Origin of the sequence: Exiguobacterium sp. HVEsp1, assembly GCF_002009685.1 — a bacterium.
In the GTDB taxonomy this organism is placed as follows: Bacteria; Bacillota; Bacilli; order Exiguobacteriales; family Exiguobacteriaceae; genus Exiguobacterium; species Exiguobacterium profundum.
On sequence record NZ_KV917367.1, the window covers coordinates 723,801 to 739,637 of the forward strand.

The following is a 15,837-nucleotide window of genomic DNA, read 5'->3' on the forward strand; positions in this document are numbered from 1 at the left end:
ACATAAGCCGCAGTGAATAGGCCCAAACGACTGTTTAGCAAAAACACAGGTCTCTGCTAAATCGCAAGATGAAGTATAGGGGCTGACGCCTGCCCGGTGCTGGAAGGTTAAGGGGATGTGTCATCGCAAGAGAAGCACTGAACCGAAGCCCCAGTAAACGGCGGCCGTAACTATAACGGTCCTAAGGTAGCGAAATTCCTTGTCGGGTAAGTTCCGACCCGCACGAAAGGCGTAACGATTTGGGCACTGTCTCAACGAGAGACCCGGTGAAATCATAGTACCTGTGAAGATGCAGGTTACCCGCGACAGGACGGAAAGACCCCATGGAGCTTTACTACAGCCTGATATTGAGGCTTTGTACGCGATGTACAGGATAGGTGGGAGTTTGTGAAGCCGGAGCGCCAGCTTCGGTGGAGACACCCTTGGGATACCACCCTTTGCGTATAGAGTCTCTAACTCGCAGCCGTGATCCGGCTGGAGGACCGTGTCAGGCGGGTAGTTTGACTGGGGCGGTCGCCTCCTAAACAGTAACGGAGGCGCCCAAAGGTTCCCTCAGAATGGTTGGAAATCATTCGAAGAGTGCAAAGGCAGAAGGGAGCTTGACTGCGAGACCTACAAGTCGAGCAGGGACGAAAGTCGGGCTTAGTGATCCGGTGGTTCCGCATGGAAGGGCCATCGCTCAACGGATAAAAGCTACCCTGGGGATAACAGGCTGATCTCCCCCAAGAGTCCACATCGACGGGGAGGTTTGGCACCTCGATGTCGGCTCATCGCATCCTGGGGCTGGAGTAGGTCCCAAGGGTTGGGCTGTTCGCCCATTAAAGCGGTACGCGAGCTGGGTTCAGAACGTCGTGAGACAGTTCGGTCCCTATCCGTCGTGGGCGCAGGAAATTTGAGGAGAGCTGTCCTTAGTACGAGAGGACCGGGATGGACGCACCGCTGGTGTACCAGTTGTTCCGCCAGGAGCACCGCTGGGTAGCTACGTGCGGACGGGATAAGTGCTGAAAGCATCTAAGCATGAAGCCCCCTCCGAGATGAGATTTCCCTTTGAGCAATCAAGAAAGACCCCTCAGAGACGATGAGGTAGATAGGTCATGGGTGGAAGCGTGGCGACACGTGGAGCTGAATGATACTAATCGGTCGAGGCTTTGATCTAGTCTAATGGTTTGTGTTGATGAATCCTCAGTTTTGAGAGAACAATCTCTCTAAAATATGTTGACATTATCGATAAATAATGTTAATATAATACTTGTCTGGTGGCGATAGCGAGACGGCCACACCCGTTCCCATGCCGAACACGGAAGTTAAGCGTCTCAGCGCCGAAAGTAGTTGGGGGATCTCCCCCTGTGAGGATAGGACGTTGCCAGGCAAAATCGTTCCGCAATAGCTCAGTGGTAGAGCAACCGGCTGTTAACCGGTAGGTCGTAGGTTCAAATCCTACTTGCGGAGCCACTTTCTCTTTTGGAGAGCTGTCCGAGTGGCCGAAGGAGCACGATTGGAATTCGTGTAGGCGGCAAAACCGTCTCAAGGGTTCGAATCCCTTGCTCTCCGCCAGTTTTTCAAATATGTAATGGCCCGTTGGTCAAGCGGTTAAGACACCGCCCTTTCACGGCGGTAACACGGGTTCGAATCCCGTACGGGTCACCATTTAACTTTATATCGTCGCGGGGTGGAGCAGTCTGGTAGCTCGTCGGGCTCATAACCCGAAGGTCGTCGGTTCAAATCCGGCCCCCGCAATTAAGTCCGGTCTCGTGGTGTAGGGGTTAACATGTCTGCCTGTCACGCAGAAGATCGCGGGTTCGAATCCCGTCGAGACCGCCATTTTTATTTTGAAATCAATTATACTACATATGGCTTTGTAGCTCAGTTGGTAGAGCAAAGGACTGAAAATCCTTGTGTCGGCGGTTCGATTCCGTCCAAAGCCACCATATGTGGGGGGGTAGCGAAGTGGCTAAACGCGGCGGACTGTAAATCCGCTCCCTCGGGTTCGGCGGTTCGAATCCGCCCCCCCCCACCACTTAGGGGCATAGTTTAGCGGTAGAACTACGGTCTCCAAAACCGTCAGCGCGGGTTCGATTCCTGCTGCCCCTGTTTTAATTTCATCATGGCGATTGTGGCGAAGTGGTTAACGCACCGGATTGTGATTCCGGCATTCGAGGGTTCAATTCCCTTCAGTCGCCCCATTATTATTGGGCTGTAGCCAAGTGGTAAGGCATCGGATTTTGATTCCGACATGCGAAGGTTCGATCCCTTCCAGCCCAGCCATTTTGCGGAAGTAGTTCAGTGGTAGAATACGACCTTGCCAAGGTCGGGGTCGCGGGTTCGAATCCCGTCTTCCGCTCCAATGACTTTTGGCGCCATAGCCAAGTGGTAAGGCAGAGGACTGCAACTCCTTTATCGTCGGTTCGATTCCGACTGGCGCCTCCAACATAATATGCCGGTGTGGCGGAATTGGTAGACGCGCACGACTCAAAATCGTGTTCCTCTGGAGTGTCGGTTCGACTCCGACCACCGGTATCCGTATGACTCTAACTGAGGTTAGGGTCTTTTTTCTGTTCGCTATTTTTTTTTGAGAAGGAAGGACATTCATTCAGCTCGAATGTTTTAAACAAGAAGAAACGAGGTGGATGATATTCAATTTACAGAACAATCGAATCGGTTCATCCGATTTGCTGACAACGAATGTGTGGGTTCTAGTCGCTTATACGAAGTGCTAGCTCGAGAAGTGGCCCAGCATGAATGGCTCTTATCTTTGTGTGAAGACATACCAAAGGGACAACCTGCTCCAAATCTATTGTTTGCATCTGTTCATGAACTGGTAATTCAACACTCTGCTGATGAGTTGGCCACCTATTATCCTAGCGTGACAAAATATCCAAAACAAGCTGAAGATGTATTTCCCTCTTTTTTAGCTTTTTGCCATACATACGAAAGTGAGATCCGTCATCGATTGAGGACCCGTCGTGTGCAAACGAACGAGGTTCGACGATGCGCCTACTTGTATCCGATATTTTCGAAGATTCAACAACAGACGAAGCAATCACTCGCACTGCTCGAAATCGGAACGAGTGCAGGGCTTCAACTATTTGTTGACCAGTACGCTTATGAATATAATGGCGTCCCAATCAACCCGATAAGCATCTCATCAGTAAACATCTCAGCGACCGTCGAATCGAACGAATCATTCCATCTCGAGGCTAAGACGCCATTAGACATCGGAACGCGTATTGGTGTCGATTTGAACATTGTGGACTTGACAGATCAAGCAGAGCGGTCATGGTTGAATGCGTTAATCTGGCCAGAGCATGAGACACGACGGCAACTGCTTCAGGCTGCCATGAATGAAATCAATTTTAATATGGTGACGCTCATTGAAGGGGATGGTGTGACGATGCTACAAGATCTCGTATCGCGTGTGTCGGAGACAGAGACGTTATGTATCTTCCATACACACGTTGCAAATCAGATGTCACGTCCCGTCAAAGAAGAACTTTTGAAGCAAGTCGAGCGAATTGGACAAACACGAGACGTCTTCCATATCTATAACAATATCCAAGATCGTTTCCTTCATGTAGATTTGTATCAGGACGGTCAACTTACAGCGTTGACGTTTGCAGAAACAGAGGGGCACGGCCGTCAATTTCAAATCCTGACGCCACTCGATTCTTTGTTTCATTCATGATCTTTTGAATGATTAAGATATATTAACATATTGATTTCATTGAATTTAGAAAAACTTACGAATACTTGTTGACAGATTAATAGTATAGGTGTATATTAACTATAGTCGCTTGAACGACAACAATATTTCATGCGGGTGTAGTTTAATGGTAAAACCTCAGCCTTCCAAGCTGATGACGAGAGTTCGATTCTCTTCACCCGCTTCATATCTCTCTGCCGAGTGGCGGAGAGATTTTTTGTATGCGAAAATATATAGAGGAGGTGAACGGAATGGACCCGTACACATTAAAACAACAAATCTTAGCGTATGCCGAAACCATCGGGATTGATGAGTTGAAAGTGACGACAGCTGATCCGTTCATCGTCATGAAACAACGACTCATTCGACAACAGGAGAAAGGATATGCCTCTGGATTCGAAGAACCGGATTTAGAGAAACGCACAAATCCTGAACTTCTGCTTGAAGAGGCACAGTCGATCATTGCGATCGCCATCGCCTATCCAAGTAAATTAAAAGATGCGCCCCGTAGTGTCGCCGGGGAGAGACGAGGGTTGTTTGCTCGTGCTTCGTGGGGACTCGATTACCATCGGGCGGTCGGCGATCGATTGGCCAAACTTCAAGCGTACATTGAAGAATTGGTTCCAAACGTGCGAACGCGTTCGATGGTCGATACGGGTGAGCTCGTCGACCGTGCTGTCGCAGAACGTGCGGGGATTGGATTTAGTGGGAAAAACTGTTCCATCATCTCTCCTGAGAAAGGATCCTATCTTTATTTGGGCGAAATGATTTTAGATGTATACTTACCACCGGATGAAGCAATTGAAGACGGATGTGGGGATTGCGATAAATGTATGACAGCTTGTCCGACGACGGCCCTTGTTGAACCAGGTGTCCTCGATGCGAAGCGCTGTATCGCCTATCTCACGCAGATGAAGACGTTGATGCCACGAGAGTTTCGGTCGAAGCTTGGTGGTCGATTATATGGATGTGACACGTGTCAGCAAGTCTGTCCATATAATCGCAAAAAGGACTGGCGCCACCATGAAGAATTGTTACCGGAAGCTGAGATTGTCAAACCGCTCTTAGAGCCTCTTCTGACATTAAGCAATCGGGAGTTCAAACAAAAGTTCGGACATTTATCAGGCGCATGGCGCGGGAAGAAACCGATTCAACGAAATGCGATTTTAGCGCTCGCGCACTACCGTGAACCTTCAGCGATTCCAATCTTAAGGGAATTCATTAAACAGGATGAACGCGAAGATATGCGCGCGACGGCTGTTTGGGCAATCGGTGCGATTCTTGGACCTGATGCCGATTCGATATTTGAAGAGATTGAACGGAATGAAACATCTGATATGGTTCATGAAGAGATTCGCATATATCGAGAGGAGTGGGCACATGAAGATCGTGTCGTCTAAGTGGGGACCGCTAATGTACGAGATAAATGGAGCAGGTAAGTTGACCGAATTGGAGTTCACAACACATGAACCGAGAGAAGAGGCGCCTGAATGGTTGCGGGATCTCATGACGCGAGTCGAGCGGACAGGGTTTCAAGAAGCAGATCGTGTCTACGTCGAAATGAACGGGACACCGTTTCAACAGGAGGTCTGGGATGCGCTCTTGACCATTCCTTACGGCGAGACACGCACATATAAGCAAATTGCTGAACAAATCGGTCGACCGAAAGCCGTTCGCGCCGTCGGTCAGGCGCTCAATCGAAATCCGTTGCCGATTCTATTTCCGTGTCACCGTGTCATTGGAAGTGGTGGGAAGCTAGTCGGTTTTGCGGGAGGATTGGCTGAGAAACAACGCCTTCTAGAATTTGAAATGAAAAAGTGAGGGAAATCAACCATGGCAATTCATGTCGTAATGTTTCAACCAGAAATACCAGCAAATACAGGGAACGTCTCACGTACGTGTGCGGCGACGAACTCGGTGCTTCATTTGATTCGTCCGCTCGGGTTCTCGACGGATGATAAGATGTTAAAACGTGCCGGTCTCGACTATTGGCAATTTGTCGATGTACGCTATCATGACTCGTTAGAAGAGCTGTGGGAGAAGCATCCGGATGGTCAGTTCTTTTATATTACGAAGTACGGGGAACAATACCCGAGTGATTTGGACGTTTCAGATGTAGACGGTGACTATTTCTTCGTCTTTGGTCGTGAGACGAAAGGGTTACCGATGGAAGTCATCGAGAACAATTTAGATCGCTGCATCCGTCTGCCACAATCGAACCTCGTCCGTTCATTGAACGTATCGAATACAGCAGCCATCATCGTCTATGAGGCGCTTCGTCAACAGGGATATGCAGGATTGAAATAAAAAGAGCCGGATTCGTAAGAATCCAGGCTCTTATTCGTTACCCTCAGGTTTACGGTTATATCCAGCTGTCAAAATTGCTGCGAGGAAGACGACGCTGATTCCAACCATCAATAATAGGCCCATCCAAAAATCCCCCTTTTATTCTCCATAACTATAAATAGTATAATATACTTGGTAGGTGAATTGCACTGAATATAAGAAATTACTGTGAAATTGGAGAAGGAACATGAAAACGAATGTGTACTTACTGAGCTATGCCCCACTCATCGGAATTATTTTGTTTTCGATGTCACTTGCGATTGCGACCTCCGAGTACGTAATCCAATGGCTGAATCAAATTGGCGTATATAGTGAAATTATCGAACTATTATCGGTGCAAGAGACGAAAGTGCTCATGCTCGTTGTATTCTTCACGATTTTCTTTATGTTGTTTAGCGCATTCAAATTGGTGGCCGATACGTTCAATCAACTCGGCTTCGCCTTTTTTGCGCGCGAAACGAATGGCACGTCGCTTCATCGGCTCAAACCTGGGGCCATCATCTTCCTCATCGGGTCTGGAATCAGCTTTCTCTTTTTGAACACGTTACTCGCCGTCATCGCCGTCCTCGTAGGAACGCTCTTGATGTATCTCTTTTACTATGTCTGGCAAGTAAGCCAATCGATGTCCGTCCCACGAGCCATCGGCTTATTGCTTATGCAGGCCGTCATGTGGGCGACGTTGATCAGCGGGTTAGGTTGGTCGGTCCTTCGCTTGTTCAACTCTGTCGGAGATATTATCTTATGAAGCATTCTTTTGGACCGACCTCGGATGTGATTGAAGCTTGGTGTCAATCATTTGTCCCAGAGGAAACCTTGTATTGGATTGATTCTTCGTTTCTTGAGGATATACCGAGTTCCTGTCTCGTGATTCCGAGGCAGGAATTTTTCAATCATCCGCTTTACCGTAGACCCGATATTACGAATCCATATGTGACGTGGCAGATGGGTCAAGACGTAACTTATGTCATCCATGCGTTCTCTGGCTTTTTGAAGGAGTTACAGGAGCACGTCAAAACACGTTTAATGGAATTTCAAGTGACGACCCATCGTGGCCTTGTTTTGCCGATATCGGTCGAGCAGATGAAACGTCTATCGAATGAGATGATTGTAGAGAAGAATGGCACGCATCTCATCGTCTTGCATCCGCAAAATTGGATTGCGCTCGACATCGAGATGCGTCATTCTCTTCTGCTCGACTATGCGAAGGAGTGGGATCGTTGGGAAGGGGAACCCGGTGATGACTCGATTGCCTCGCATCTTGCGGACTATGCAAATCGGTTTCCCACCCAGGAGGGAAGTAACTGTCTCGCGGCGACGTTGTTTGCGGTCACAGGAAACGAACAAGTCGTTCACCAATGGGTTCATCCGGAGACATTCCTCCAGACCCTAAAGAGAAGTGAGTACGAAACCGTGAAGGATGATGCGCCAAGGTCGAATGACGTCTTGACGTATTGGAACGACCAAGGGCAACTGATTCATGCGAGTTACTGTGTGCGAGAAGGACTCTTTTTCAACAAACATGGTCAAGTTCGTTTCAATCCTTGGAAACTCATCGATCACGACGAGTTAATGGAGCATTGGGGAGCCTATCGACTTCAGATTGAACGTCGAACATAAGCAAAGGAGTCAGTCCACTTTTCAGTGGCTGACTCCTTTTATTGATGTGCCTGTGTCCAGACAATCGCCGGATACGCACGGTTGGCGAGTTCCGGGAACGGACGGGGCGTATCGGCACCGAGCCAGATGGCGGTGATCGTGCGGTCGGTCAGTCCGACATACCACATATCTTTATTGTCGTTCGTTGTTCCGGTCTTTCCTCCGAGATACTCAAACTCATGTTTCAGCTGATTCGCATAGCGACCTGTACCGTATGAGGTGACGGTCGATAACGCTTTTTTCATCTCACTAATCGTTTCCGGAGACCAGACTGTCTCTTCCGTTAAGATCGGGGTCAGTGTTGGTTCACCGGACTTGAATGTGATTTGTTTGATTGTATGTCCGGATGTATACTCGCCTTTATTTAAGAATGGGGTATAGGCGGCGGCGAGTTCTTTTGGGGAGACCCCTTGTGTGAGACCGCCAAGCGCACTCGCTAAGTTCTCGTCCTGTTCATCCCATTGACTGAACATCATATCAGCTGTCTTATACGCGCGTTCCTGATCGATTGCTGAGAAGGCGGCGAGCGCAGGTGTGTTATACGAGAAAGCGACCGCATCTTTCAATAAGACATCGCCTAACACACGGTTGTGACTATTTCCGGGACAATAAGAACCGTAACAAGCCGGACGACCGTCAAGTACCGTGTCTAGTGTCGCTCCCGTCTCTTCGATGAATGGGGCGAACACGAGGATCGGTTTGATTGCGGAACCAGGTTGGCGGTACGCCTGGGTCGCTCGGTTGAACTCGCCGACTTGCGTCATCTCAGAGTCGACCATGGCCACGATTCTCCCTTGAGGTGTGAGTTCCGTATAGCCCCCGTTCACACCGGGAGGAAGTTGACTCATCACTTGTTTTGCTTGTTTCTGCTTCCCGGTTGATAAGTAAGTCTCGATTGTCGCTTCATGCGTGGATAAATAATCTCTTGCCTCGGCATCGTCTAAGTCATAGCGTGACCGTACCAATTGAATCGCTTCGCGGACGGCTGTATCCATGTAGTCCGGGTATTGAATCGTTTGAATGCGAAACGACGCTTGTAGCTTGACACCATGATACTGATCATATGCACTCTTCGAGAGAACACCCGCTTCAAACAGTTGCGTCAAGATTCGGTCCTTTCGTTCGAAAAAAGTGTCGGATGGATTGAGAGGATCATAAAGTGACGGGTTATTTGGCACCGTCAACAAGTAAGCGAGTTGGTTCCAATTCAGATCGTCGAGCGGTCTTGAAAAGTATGTATCGGCTGCAGATTGAATGCCATATACATTATGCCCAAAAAAAATAACGTTGCTATAAGCTGTTAAAATTTCTTTCTTGCTATAATTTTTTTCTAGTGCTCGCGCAAGCAATAACTCTTTCACTTTTCGTTCATAAGTCCGTTCATGTGTGAGATACACGTTCCGTGCCAACTGTTGCGTGATCGTACTTCCACCTTGGACAGATGTCTCGTTTGCGTTATTGATAAATGCCCGGGCAATCCCGCTCAAATCATAACCGGGATGGGCATTGAATTTACGGTCTTCGATGGTCATAATCGCATCTTGGATATGTTCGGGCAACGCTTTCGGAGACACGTCATTTCTACGGCCAGTCAAGTAGATCTGCTGTTCTCCACCGTTGTATGCGAGTATGACGGCATGCTTTGACGAGAGTGGTTGTGCCGATACCAGCTCGTGTCCCCAGGAAAGAATTTCATCTGCCTGGTCAATCTCTTCTTTCAATGCAGTGGCAAGTGACAAGGAAGCGGCCAAAAGCCCAGCAAAAAATAAGGTTCCAATCCAAGCTCTCATCTATTTCACCTCTCTCTATACATTATATCGTCCAATTTACAAAAAAAATAAAAATGTAAACGTTATCATATAATAATTCGAGAAGGAATACTTTAGGAAAGGACGAAAAAGGGTAAAAGAGGTTGTATATCACGATTTTGAGGAGGCTTATTATTTATGAAGCAAGAAATGGTTGCGATGCTCCTTGCGGGAGGAGAAGGAAAACGATTGGGGCCTCTTACGCGAAAAACGGCGAAACCGGCCGTGAATTTCGGCGGAAAGTACCGCATTATCGATTTCCCATTGTCAAACTGCACGAACTCGGGAATTACAACAGTCGGGGTATTGACGCAATACGAGCCACTTGAATTGAATCGTTACTTAGGAATCGGGACGGCGTGGGATTTAGATCGTCGCAATGGGGGGTTAGCCATTCTCCCACCTTACCAAGCACAGTCGGGGAAAAACTGGTACGAAGGGACGGCCAATGCTATCTATCGCAACTTGAGTTACATCGATGATTACGATCCGGATTATGTGTTGATTCTTTCGGGGGACCACATCTATAAAATGGACTACGAGAAAATGCTCGAAGCCCATAAAGAAAAACAAGCCGATGTAACCATCTCTGTCATGGAAGTGCCATGGGATGAAGCGCCGCGTTTCGGAATTTTGAACACAGCGGATGACCTTCGCATCAATGAGTTCGAAGAGAAGCCAGAAGAACCGAAGAGCAACTTGGCCTCGATGGGGATTTACATCTTCAACTGGAGCGTCTTGCGCGAACACTTGATTAAAGATGCTGAAGACGAAACGTCTAGCTTTGACTTCGGGAAGAATATCATTCCGAACACGCTTCTTCAAGGACTCGACGTCTTCGCTTATAAATTCAAAGGCTATTGGAAAGACGTCGGTACGATCCAGTCTCTTTGGGAAGCGAATATGGACCTCTTGGAAGAAGAGCCTCCATTCGATTTATATGACCCGGAGTGGAAAATCTATTCGGTCAACCCGAACCAGACTCCTCAGTATATTGGAAAAGACGCTTGTGTCGAACAGTCTGTGATTAACGAAGGGTGTCATATCGAAGGCGAAGTCCAACATTCAGTGCTATTTTACGATGTCCGTGTTGGAGAAGGTTCACTCGTTAAAGACTCGGTGATTATGCCAGGAGCTAGAATCGGGAAGGATGTAACAATTCACAGAGCCATTGTCGCTAGCTGTGCAGTCATTGAAGACGGCGCGACAGTAGGTGAGCCAGGTGGTGAAATCGTTGTTATTGAACCACACGAAAACATTGAAAGTGGAACCGTCTTCAAACAAAGAGTTTGATACGAGTAAAGAGACACTCAAGGAGGCGTTACTGTTGACGAACGATTTATTAGGGGTCATTAACTTAGGAACGGAACAAGGTCTGTTTCCGGAATTTACTGGACATCGTAATCTGGCATCAGTCCCATTCTCAGGACGCTATCGCCTGATAGACTTCACCTTGACGAATATGATCACACAAAATATTAATCAAGTCGGGATCTTTACGTTAGATAAGTATCGCTCATTGATGGATCATCTCGGTTCAGGGAAAGAGTGGGATTTGGACCGTTCGCAAGGCGGTCTCCACATCTTCCCACCAGCGTTGAAACCGGACGGAGAAGCGTATCTTGGCGACTTGGCCAACTTCTCGATGCACCGTGAACACTTCATTCGCAGCAAGCAGCCGTATGTGGTCATCACAGGTTCGAATGTATTGACGACGATTGACTACAACGACATGCTCGCACATCATAAATCGATGGGCGCGGACATCACGCTTGCCTATACGACCCATGAACAGAAATGTGGCTATTGCCGTCCGATACGCCTTGGGGAGAATGACCGCGTCGTCGGCATCTCTGAGCGCGGATTCTCACCGGATGATGAGTACACGTACACAGAAACGATCATTATGTCGAAGAATCTCTTCATGCGTCTCGTTGATGAAGCGACCTCTAAAGGCGAATATGACCTGTTGGATGGCGTCATTCGTCCCCAGCTTCATCGTTTACACGTGCACGGGTACCATTATGTCGGGAAAATGCAGGTCATTCACTCGGTGCTTTCTTACTATAATGAAAGCATGCGATTACTCCGTGGCGAAGGCATCATTTATGACTTCCCGCATATCTACACGAAAATCAAACATGAGCCACCGACTCGTTATTTGAAAGGATCAAAGGTAAACGAGGCGCTCGTGGCAAATGGATGTAAGATTCATGGCGAGGTGCAAAATAGTATTCTCTTCCGTGGTGTTGAAGTCAGTAAACACGCACGCGTGAAAAACTCAATCATTTCATCAAAATCGATCATTGAAGAAGGAGCTGTCGTTGAAAACGCGATTTTGGATAAAGAAGTTGTTGTAAAACGAGGACAGGTCATCCGAGGCACAATCGACGAACCGATTGTCATCGCGAAACGAACAGTGGTATGAGGAGGATTTTATGAAAATTTGGTATGTTGCTTCAGAAGCGGCACCGTTCATGAAAACGGGGGGGCTGGCCGACGTTGTCGGTTCGCTCCCTCAAGCGGTGGCGGGCCTAGGAGAAGAAGTCAGTGTTGTCATGCCGAAATATGGCTCGATCGCTGAAGAGTATGTGGACGAGATGGAGTATTTATTCGACCTGATTGTTCCGGTCGGGTGGCGCAAACAGTTCGGGGCAGTCTTGAAGTTAGAGCGGGACGGCATCACGTATTACTTCATCGACAACGAGTATTACTTTAAACGTGACGGTGTCTTATATGGACACTTTGATGATGCTGAACGATTCGCCTTCTTCTCTCGCGCTGTACTCGAAATGATTGGGAAGATGGAAGACGTACCCGATGTCCTGCATTGTCATGACTGGCAGACAGGTATTTTACCGGCCTTCTTACGAATCCATTATCAACATATTGAAGCGTATCAACGCATTCGCACCGTGTATACCATCCATAACCTACAATACCAGGGGATTTTCCCAGAAGAGATTCTTGGAGAATTGCTACAGTTCGGTCCTGAACATTTCACGGCCGAAGGAATTCAACATAACGGTCTCGTCAATTACATGAAAGCCGGCATCGTCCATTCCGATCAAATCACGACCGTCAGCCCATCGTATCGCGACGAAATCATGGAACCCTATTACGGTGAAGGATTAGACGGGGCGTTGCGTCATCGGGCAGTCGACGTGCGTGGCATTTTAAACGGGATTGATTTGGCGACAAACGATCCGAGTACGGATCAGCGAATCGCAGAGACGTACAATCTAGACACCTATAAACAAGGAAAAGTTGTCAACAAACGGGCGTTACAAGAGCGACTTGGGCTTGAAGTACGTGACGATGTCATGCTCATCGGTTTTGTCAGCCGACTCGTTGACCAAAAGGGTCTCGATTTAATTAACGGTGTCCGTGAAGAACTTGGACAGCTCCCTTGCCAGTTCGCGTTCCTCGGTTCGGGACAACCGGAATATGAAAGAATCGTTCACGAGATGACAGCCGCTCACCCGGGGAAAGTCGGGTCATATATCGGTTTTGACATCGAACTCGCACACTTGATTTATGCGGGATCGGATGCCTTTTTAATGCCGTCACGTTTTGAGCCTTGTGGTCTCAGTCAATTGATTTCCATGCGATATGGCACCTTGCCGATCGTACGTGAGACAGGTGGACTCCGGGATACCGTGAAGCCGTACAACGAGTTCACGCAAGAAGGGACCGGTTTTGGATTCATGAACTACAATGCTCATGAGATGTTGGCGACGATTGAAAAAGCGATTCGTGTCTTCTATGAAAAGGAAAACTGGCATGCCCTCGTCCATCAAGCGATGACCGCGGACTATAGCTGGAAACAATCCGCCAAGCAATATCGTGAGTTATATCATTTATTCGCATGAGTGGAAGGAGCTAACTTGATTTATGTTCACAGATAAACAAAGCTTTGTCGACGCATTTAAAGAACGGTTCATTGCATTGAACGGGAAGTCGATCGAGGATGGGACAGAGCAGGAAGTGTATCAAACATTGGCAACGATGGTACGCGAGCAGGCCATGCCCAAATGGATTCACACGCGCGACCGTCAAGAAGAAAAACAGAGTAAGCAAGTCATCTATTTCTCGCTAGAATTTTTATTAGGTCGCTTCTTATACAACAACTTGCTCAGTTTAGACGTATTGGAGCTCGTTAGAGACGGACTGCAAGATCTCGGATACGACTTCACAGACATTACCGAGTTGGAACCAGAGCCGGGTCTTGGGAATGGAGGGCTCGGGCGCCTGGCCGCCTGCTTCCTCGATTCGTTGGCTGCACTCAGTTTACCTGGGCATGGAAACGGGATCCGCTATCGTTATGGACTCTTCAAACAGAAAATTGTAGACGGCTATCAAGTCGAGTTGCCGGATAACTGGCTCCGTGACGGGAACATGTGGGAAACGAGACGTCAGGATAAAGCGGTCGAGATTAATTTCGGTGGCTGGATTGAGATGAAACAAATCGGAGATCGATTGCGTGTCGTCCATCATCCAGACGAGGTTGTTCTTGCCGTTCCGTATGATATGCCGATTATCGGTTATAAGAATGATGTCGTGAATACGTTACGTCTTTGGAACGCCGAATCACCACTTGACGACGAGGCGTATTTAGAGAAGACGAAAGGGACGTATAAAGACTTGTTGAAACATAAACAGTCGATTGCTACAATTTCGGAATTCTTGTATCCAGATGATACGACGTATGAAGGAAAAGTATTACGTTTGAAACAACAATACTTTTTTGTATCTGCAGGCATTCAATCGATGCTTGTTTCCTATTTGAAGCGAAATAAATCACTTAAGCAGTTAGGCGACCATTACGCGATTCATATCAATGATACGCATCCGGTCGTCGCAATCCCTGAATTGATGCGCATCTTGATGGATGAGCATGGATACGGTTGGGACGAGGCGTGGCGGATTACGAAGAGCGTCATGTCGTTCACGAACCATACGCTACTCTCAGAAGCGCTTGAGAAATGGCCGGTCGAGATGTACCAACGCCTCCTGCCGCGCGTGTATCAAATCATCGAAGAAATCAATCGACGTTTCTGTCGAGACGTACTCGTCAACTATCCGCACCTCGAATCCCATATGGGAGAGATTGCAATTGTGTCAAACGAACAGATCAATATGGCCAATCTCGCTGTCGTCGGTTCTCATTCAACGAACGGCGTAGCGCAAATTCATACGGATATTTTAAAACAGCGCGAGATGCGTTACTTATATGAGATGTTCCCGCTTCGCTTCAACAACAAGACGAACGGGATCACACACCGTCGCTGGCTCTTGAAGTCGAACCCGGGATTATCCGACGCCATTACGGAAGCAATCGGCCCGTCATGGATTGAACATCCGAACGACTTGGAAAAGTTGATGGATGTTTCGAAAGACCGGAGCTTCCAAGAAAAAGTCATGGACGTGAAGCAACAAAACAAATTGGACTTAGCGGCATACATTCAAGAAGAAACGGGAGAGACAGTGGACCCTCATTCCATCTTTGACGTACAAGTCAAACGCTTGCACGCCTATAAGCGACAATTGCTGAATGCCCTTCACATCCATGCGCTTTACTTGAAGATTCAAGCGGACCCGACGTTTACGATGGTGCCTCGCACGTTTATCTTTGGCGCCAAGGCGGCACCGGGATACTACTATGCGAAAGAGATCATTCGCTATATCAATGCCCTTGCCACGCTCATCAATAAGGACAAGCGGGCGAGTCAATTCATTAAAGTCATCTTCCTTGAAAACTATCGTGTCTCCATGGCCGAACGGATTTTCCCAGGGTCTGACTTGAGCGAACAAATCTCGACTGCGAGCTATGAAGCATCCGGTACCGGAAACATGAAATTCATGATGAACGGAGCCTTGACGATTGGAACGTTAGACGGGGCCAATATCGAAATTCGTGACGCCGTCGGTGATGATCACATCTTTATCTTTGGATTATCTCCGCAAGAAGTCATGAACTATAAGAAGTTCGGAGGCTATCATGCGGCAGAGATGTATCACGCACATCAGGAAATCAAAGATGTGGTCGATGGTCTTGTCAACGGAACGTTCGATAAAGTGGGCGAATATCAATTCCAATCCATCTTTGATTCTCTCCTCGTCTATAACGATGACTTCCTCGTCTTGAAAGACTTTGTCTCGTATATGCGGGCACAGCGACGAGTCGATGAGGTGTTCAGTGACCAATCACGTTGGGCTGAAAGCTCAATCGTCAATACGGCGAAGTCAGGAATCTTCTCGAGTGACCGTACCATCACGGAATACGCAAACGCGGTCTGGAATATCAAACCGACGAGCGTAAAATAA

The 15,837-nt window shown here is 47.9% G+C and carries 11 protein-coding genes, 14 tRNA genes, 1 rRNA gene and 2 other annotated features; of the genes, 25 read left to right on the top strand and 1 reads right to left on the bottom strand.

The features are described 5' to 3' along the window. Positions 1-13: 13 nt before the first annotated feature. Positions 14-245 (top strand) — a sequence feature (23S ribosomal RNA rRNA prediction is too short). Positions 246-275: 30 nt separating this feature from the next. After that, positions 276-1,144: a sequence feature (23S ribosomal RNA rRNA prediction is too short), on the top strand. Between the two features lie 108 nt (positions 1,145-1,252). The 21 genes from rrf to BV910_RS03840 all read left to right on the top strand — a co-directional run bounded on the left by rrf (position 1,253) and on the right by BV910_RS03840 (position 7,663). Continuing rightward, positions 1,253-1,369: ribosomal RNA gene (gene rrf, locus BV910_RS03740) — 5S ribosomal RNA — on the top strand. A gap of 8 nt (positions 1,370-1,377) precedes the next feature. Beyond that, a tRNA-Asn gene (locus BV910_RS03745) sits at positions 1,378-1,452 on the top strand. 11 nt (positions 1,453-1,463) lie between these two features. Then, positions 1,464-1,554: transfer RNA gene (locus tag BV910_RS03750), tRNA-Ser, on the top strand. Between the two features lie 18 nt (positions 1,555-1,572). Next, positions 1,573-1,647: transfer RNA gene (locus BV910_RS03755), tRNA-Glu, on the top strand. A gap of 16 nt (positions 1,648-1,663) precedes the next feature. After that, a tRNA-Met gene (locus BV910_RS03760) sits at positions 1,664-1,737 on the top strand. An 8-nt stretch (positions 1,738-1,745) separates the two neighbouring features. Then, positions 1,746-1,821: transfer RNA gene (locus tag BV910_RS03765), tRNA-Asp, on the top strand. Positions 1,822-1,852: 31 nt separating this feature from the next. Beyond that, positions 1,853-1,928: transfer RNA gene (locus BV910_RS03770), tRNA-Phe, on the top strand. Between the two features lie 5 nt (positions 1,929-1,933). Beyond that, positions 1,934-2,017: transfer RNA gene (locus tag BV910_RS03775), tRNA-Tyr, on the top strand. 3 nt (positions 2,018-2,020) lie between these two features. Then, a tRNA-Trp gene (locus tag BV910_RS03780) sits at positions 2,021-2,091 on the top strand. Positions 2,092-2,107: 16 nt separating this feature from the next. After that, positions 2,108-2,183: transfer RNA gene (locus tag BV910_RS03785), tRNA-His, on the top strand. 7 nt (positions 2,184-2,190) lie between these two features. Further along, a tRNA-Gln gene (locus BV910_RS03790) sits at positions 2,191-2,265 on the top strand. A gap of 4 nt (positions 2,266-2,269) precedes the next feature. After that, a tRNA-Gly gene (locus BV910_RS03795) sits at positions 2,270-2,344 on the top strand. 9 nt (positions 2,345-2,353) lie between these two features. After that, positions 2,354-2,427 (top strand) — tRNA-Cys (locus BV910_RS03800). A gap of 9 nt (positions 2,428-2,436) precedes the next feature. Then, positions 2,437-2,517 (top strand) — tRNA-Leu (locus tag BV910_RS03805). Positions 2,518-2,623: 106 nt separating this feature from the next. After that, positions 2,624-3,682: a DUF2332 domain-containing protein gene (locus tag BV910_RS03810; protein ID WP_256363519.1), complete on the top strand. Its 1,059-nt coding sequence runs from the start codon at positions 2,624-2,626 to the stop codon at positions 3,680-3,682. 131 nt (positions 3,683-3,813) lie between these two features. Next, a tRNA-Gly gene (locus BV910_RS03815) sits at positions 3,814-3,884 on the top strand. 67 nt (positions 3,885-3,951) lie between these two features. After that, entirely contained in the window at positions 3,952-5,100 is a 1,149-nt protein-coding gene (gene queG / locus BV910_RS03820; RefSeq protein ID WP_078146397.1) for a tRNA epoxyqueuosine(34) reductase QueG, read from the top strand. Then, entirely contained in the window at positions 5,081-5,521 is a 441-nt protein-coding gene (locus tag BV910_RS03825; protein WP_078146398.1) for a methylated-DNA--[protein]-cysteine S-methyltransferase, read from the top strand. Before queG ends, BV910_RS03825 begins: the two co-directional genes overlap by 20 nt. Before the next feature lie 12 nt (positions 5,522-5,533). Next, the gene (gene trmL, locus BV910_RS03830) at positions 5,534-6,007 is read left to right on the top strand and encodes a tRNA (uridine(34)/cytosine(34)/5-carboxymethylaminomethyluridine(34)-2'-O)-methyltransferase TrmL (protein WP_015880908.1); all 474 of its coding nucleotides are present in this window, start codon (positions 5,534-5,536) and stop codon (positions 6,005-6,007) included. Between the two features lie 226 nt (positions 6,008-6,233). Beyond that, a complete protein-coding gene (locus tag BV910_RS03835) occupies positions 6,234-6,791 on the top strand; it encodes a DUF5366 family protein (protein WP_078146399.1) in 558 nt (185 codons plus the stop codon). After that, positions 6,788-7,663: a hypothetical protein gene (locus tag BV910_RS03840; RefSeq protein ID WP_078146400.1), complete on the top strand. Its 876-nt coding sequence runs from the start codon at positions 6,788-6,790 to the stop codon at positions 7,661-7,663. Before BV910_RS03835 ends, BV910_RS03840 begins: the two co-directional genes overlap by 4 nt. Before the next feature lie 38 nt (positions 7,664-7,701). Here BV910_RS03840 and BV910_RS03845 read toward each other — a convergent pair whose 3' ends face one another. After that, on the bottom strand, positions 7,702-9,492 hold the full coding sequence (locus tag BV910_RS03845) for a transglycosylase domain-containing protein (RefSeq protein ID WP_078146401.1): 1,791 nt from the start codon (positions 9,490-9,492) through the stop codon (positions 7,702-7,704). A 156-nt stretch (positions 9,493-9,648) separates the two neighbouring features. Here BV910_RS03845 and BV910_RS03850 point away from each other — a divergent pair, with 156 nt between their 5' ends. The 4 genes from BV910_RS03850 to BV910_RS03865 are packed head-to-tail and all read left to right on the top strand — an operon-like array spanning position 9,649 to position 15,837. Then, positions 9,649-10,803: a glucose-1-phosphate adenylyltransferase gene (locus BV910_RS03850; protein ID WP_015880913.1), complete on the top strand. Its 1,155-nt coding sequence runs from the start codon at positions 9,649-9,651 to the stop codon at positions 10,801-10,803. Continuing rightward, positions 10,736-11,938, top strand: coding sequence for a glucose-1-phosphate adenylyltransferase subunit GlgD (glgD, locus tag BV910_RS03855; protein WP_240499788.1), 1,203 nt, complete (start codon positions 10,736-10,738; stop codon positions 11,936-11,938). Before BV910_RS03850 ends, glgD begins: the two co-directional genes overlap by 68 nt. A 10-nt stretch (positions 11,939-11,948) precedes the next feature. Further along, positions 11,949-13,382 (top strand): glycogen synthase GlgA, encoded by a 1,434-nt coding sequence (gene glgA, locus BV910_RS03860; protein WP_078146402.1) that lies wholly within the window; start codon positions 11,949-11,951, stop codon positions 13,380-13,382. 22 nt (positions 13,383-13,404) lie between these two features. Continuing rightward, positions 13,405-15,837, top strand: coding sequence for a glycogen/starch/alpha-glucan phosphorylase (locus BV910_RS03865; protein WP_078146403.1), 2,433 nt, complete (start codon positions 13,405-13,407; stop codon positions 15,835-15,837).

Coding starts and splice junctions, on each gene's coding strand:
- queG (WP_078146397.1), top strand. CDS start 3,952: ATGGACCCGTACACATTAAAACAACAAATCTTAGCGTATGCCGAAACC.
- BV910_RS03835 (WP_078146399.1), top strand. CDS start 6,234: ATGAAAACGAATGTGTACTTACTGAGCTATGCCCCACTCATCGGAATT.
- BV910_RS03845 (WP_078146401.1), bottom strand. CDS start 9,492: ATGAGAGCTTGGATTGGAACCTTATTTTTTGCTGGGCTTTTGGCCGCT.
- BV910_RS03825 (WP_078146398.1), top strand. CDS start 5,081: ATGAAGATCGTGTCGTCTAAGTGGGGACCGCTAATGTACGAGATAAAT.
- trmL (WP_015880908.1), top strand. CDS start 5,534: ATGGCAATTCATGTCGTAATGTTTCAACCAGAAATACCAGCAAATACA.
- BV910_RS03840 (WP_078146400.1), top strand. CDS start 6,788: ATGAAGCATTCTTTTGGACCGACCTCGGATGTGATTGAAGCTTGGTGT.
- BV910_RS03850 (WP_015880913.1), top strand. CDS start 9,649: ATGAAGCAAGAAATGGTTGCGATGCTCCTTGCGGGAGGAGAAGGAAAA.
- glgA (WP_078146402.1), top strand. CDS start 11,949: ATGAAAATTTGGTATGTTGCTTCAGAAGCGGCACCGTTCATGAAAACG.
- BV910_RS03865 (WP_078146403.1), top strand. CDS start 13,405: ATGTTCACAGATAAACAAAGCTTTGTCGACGCATTTAAAGAACGGTTC.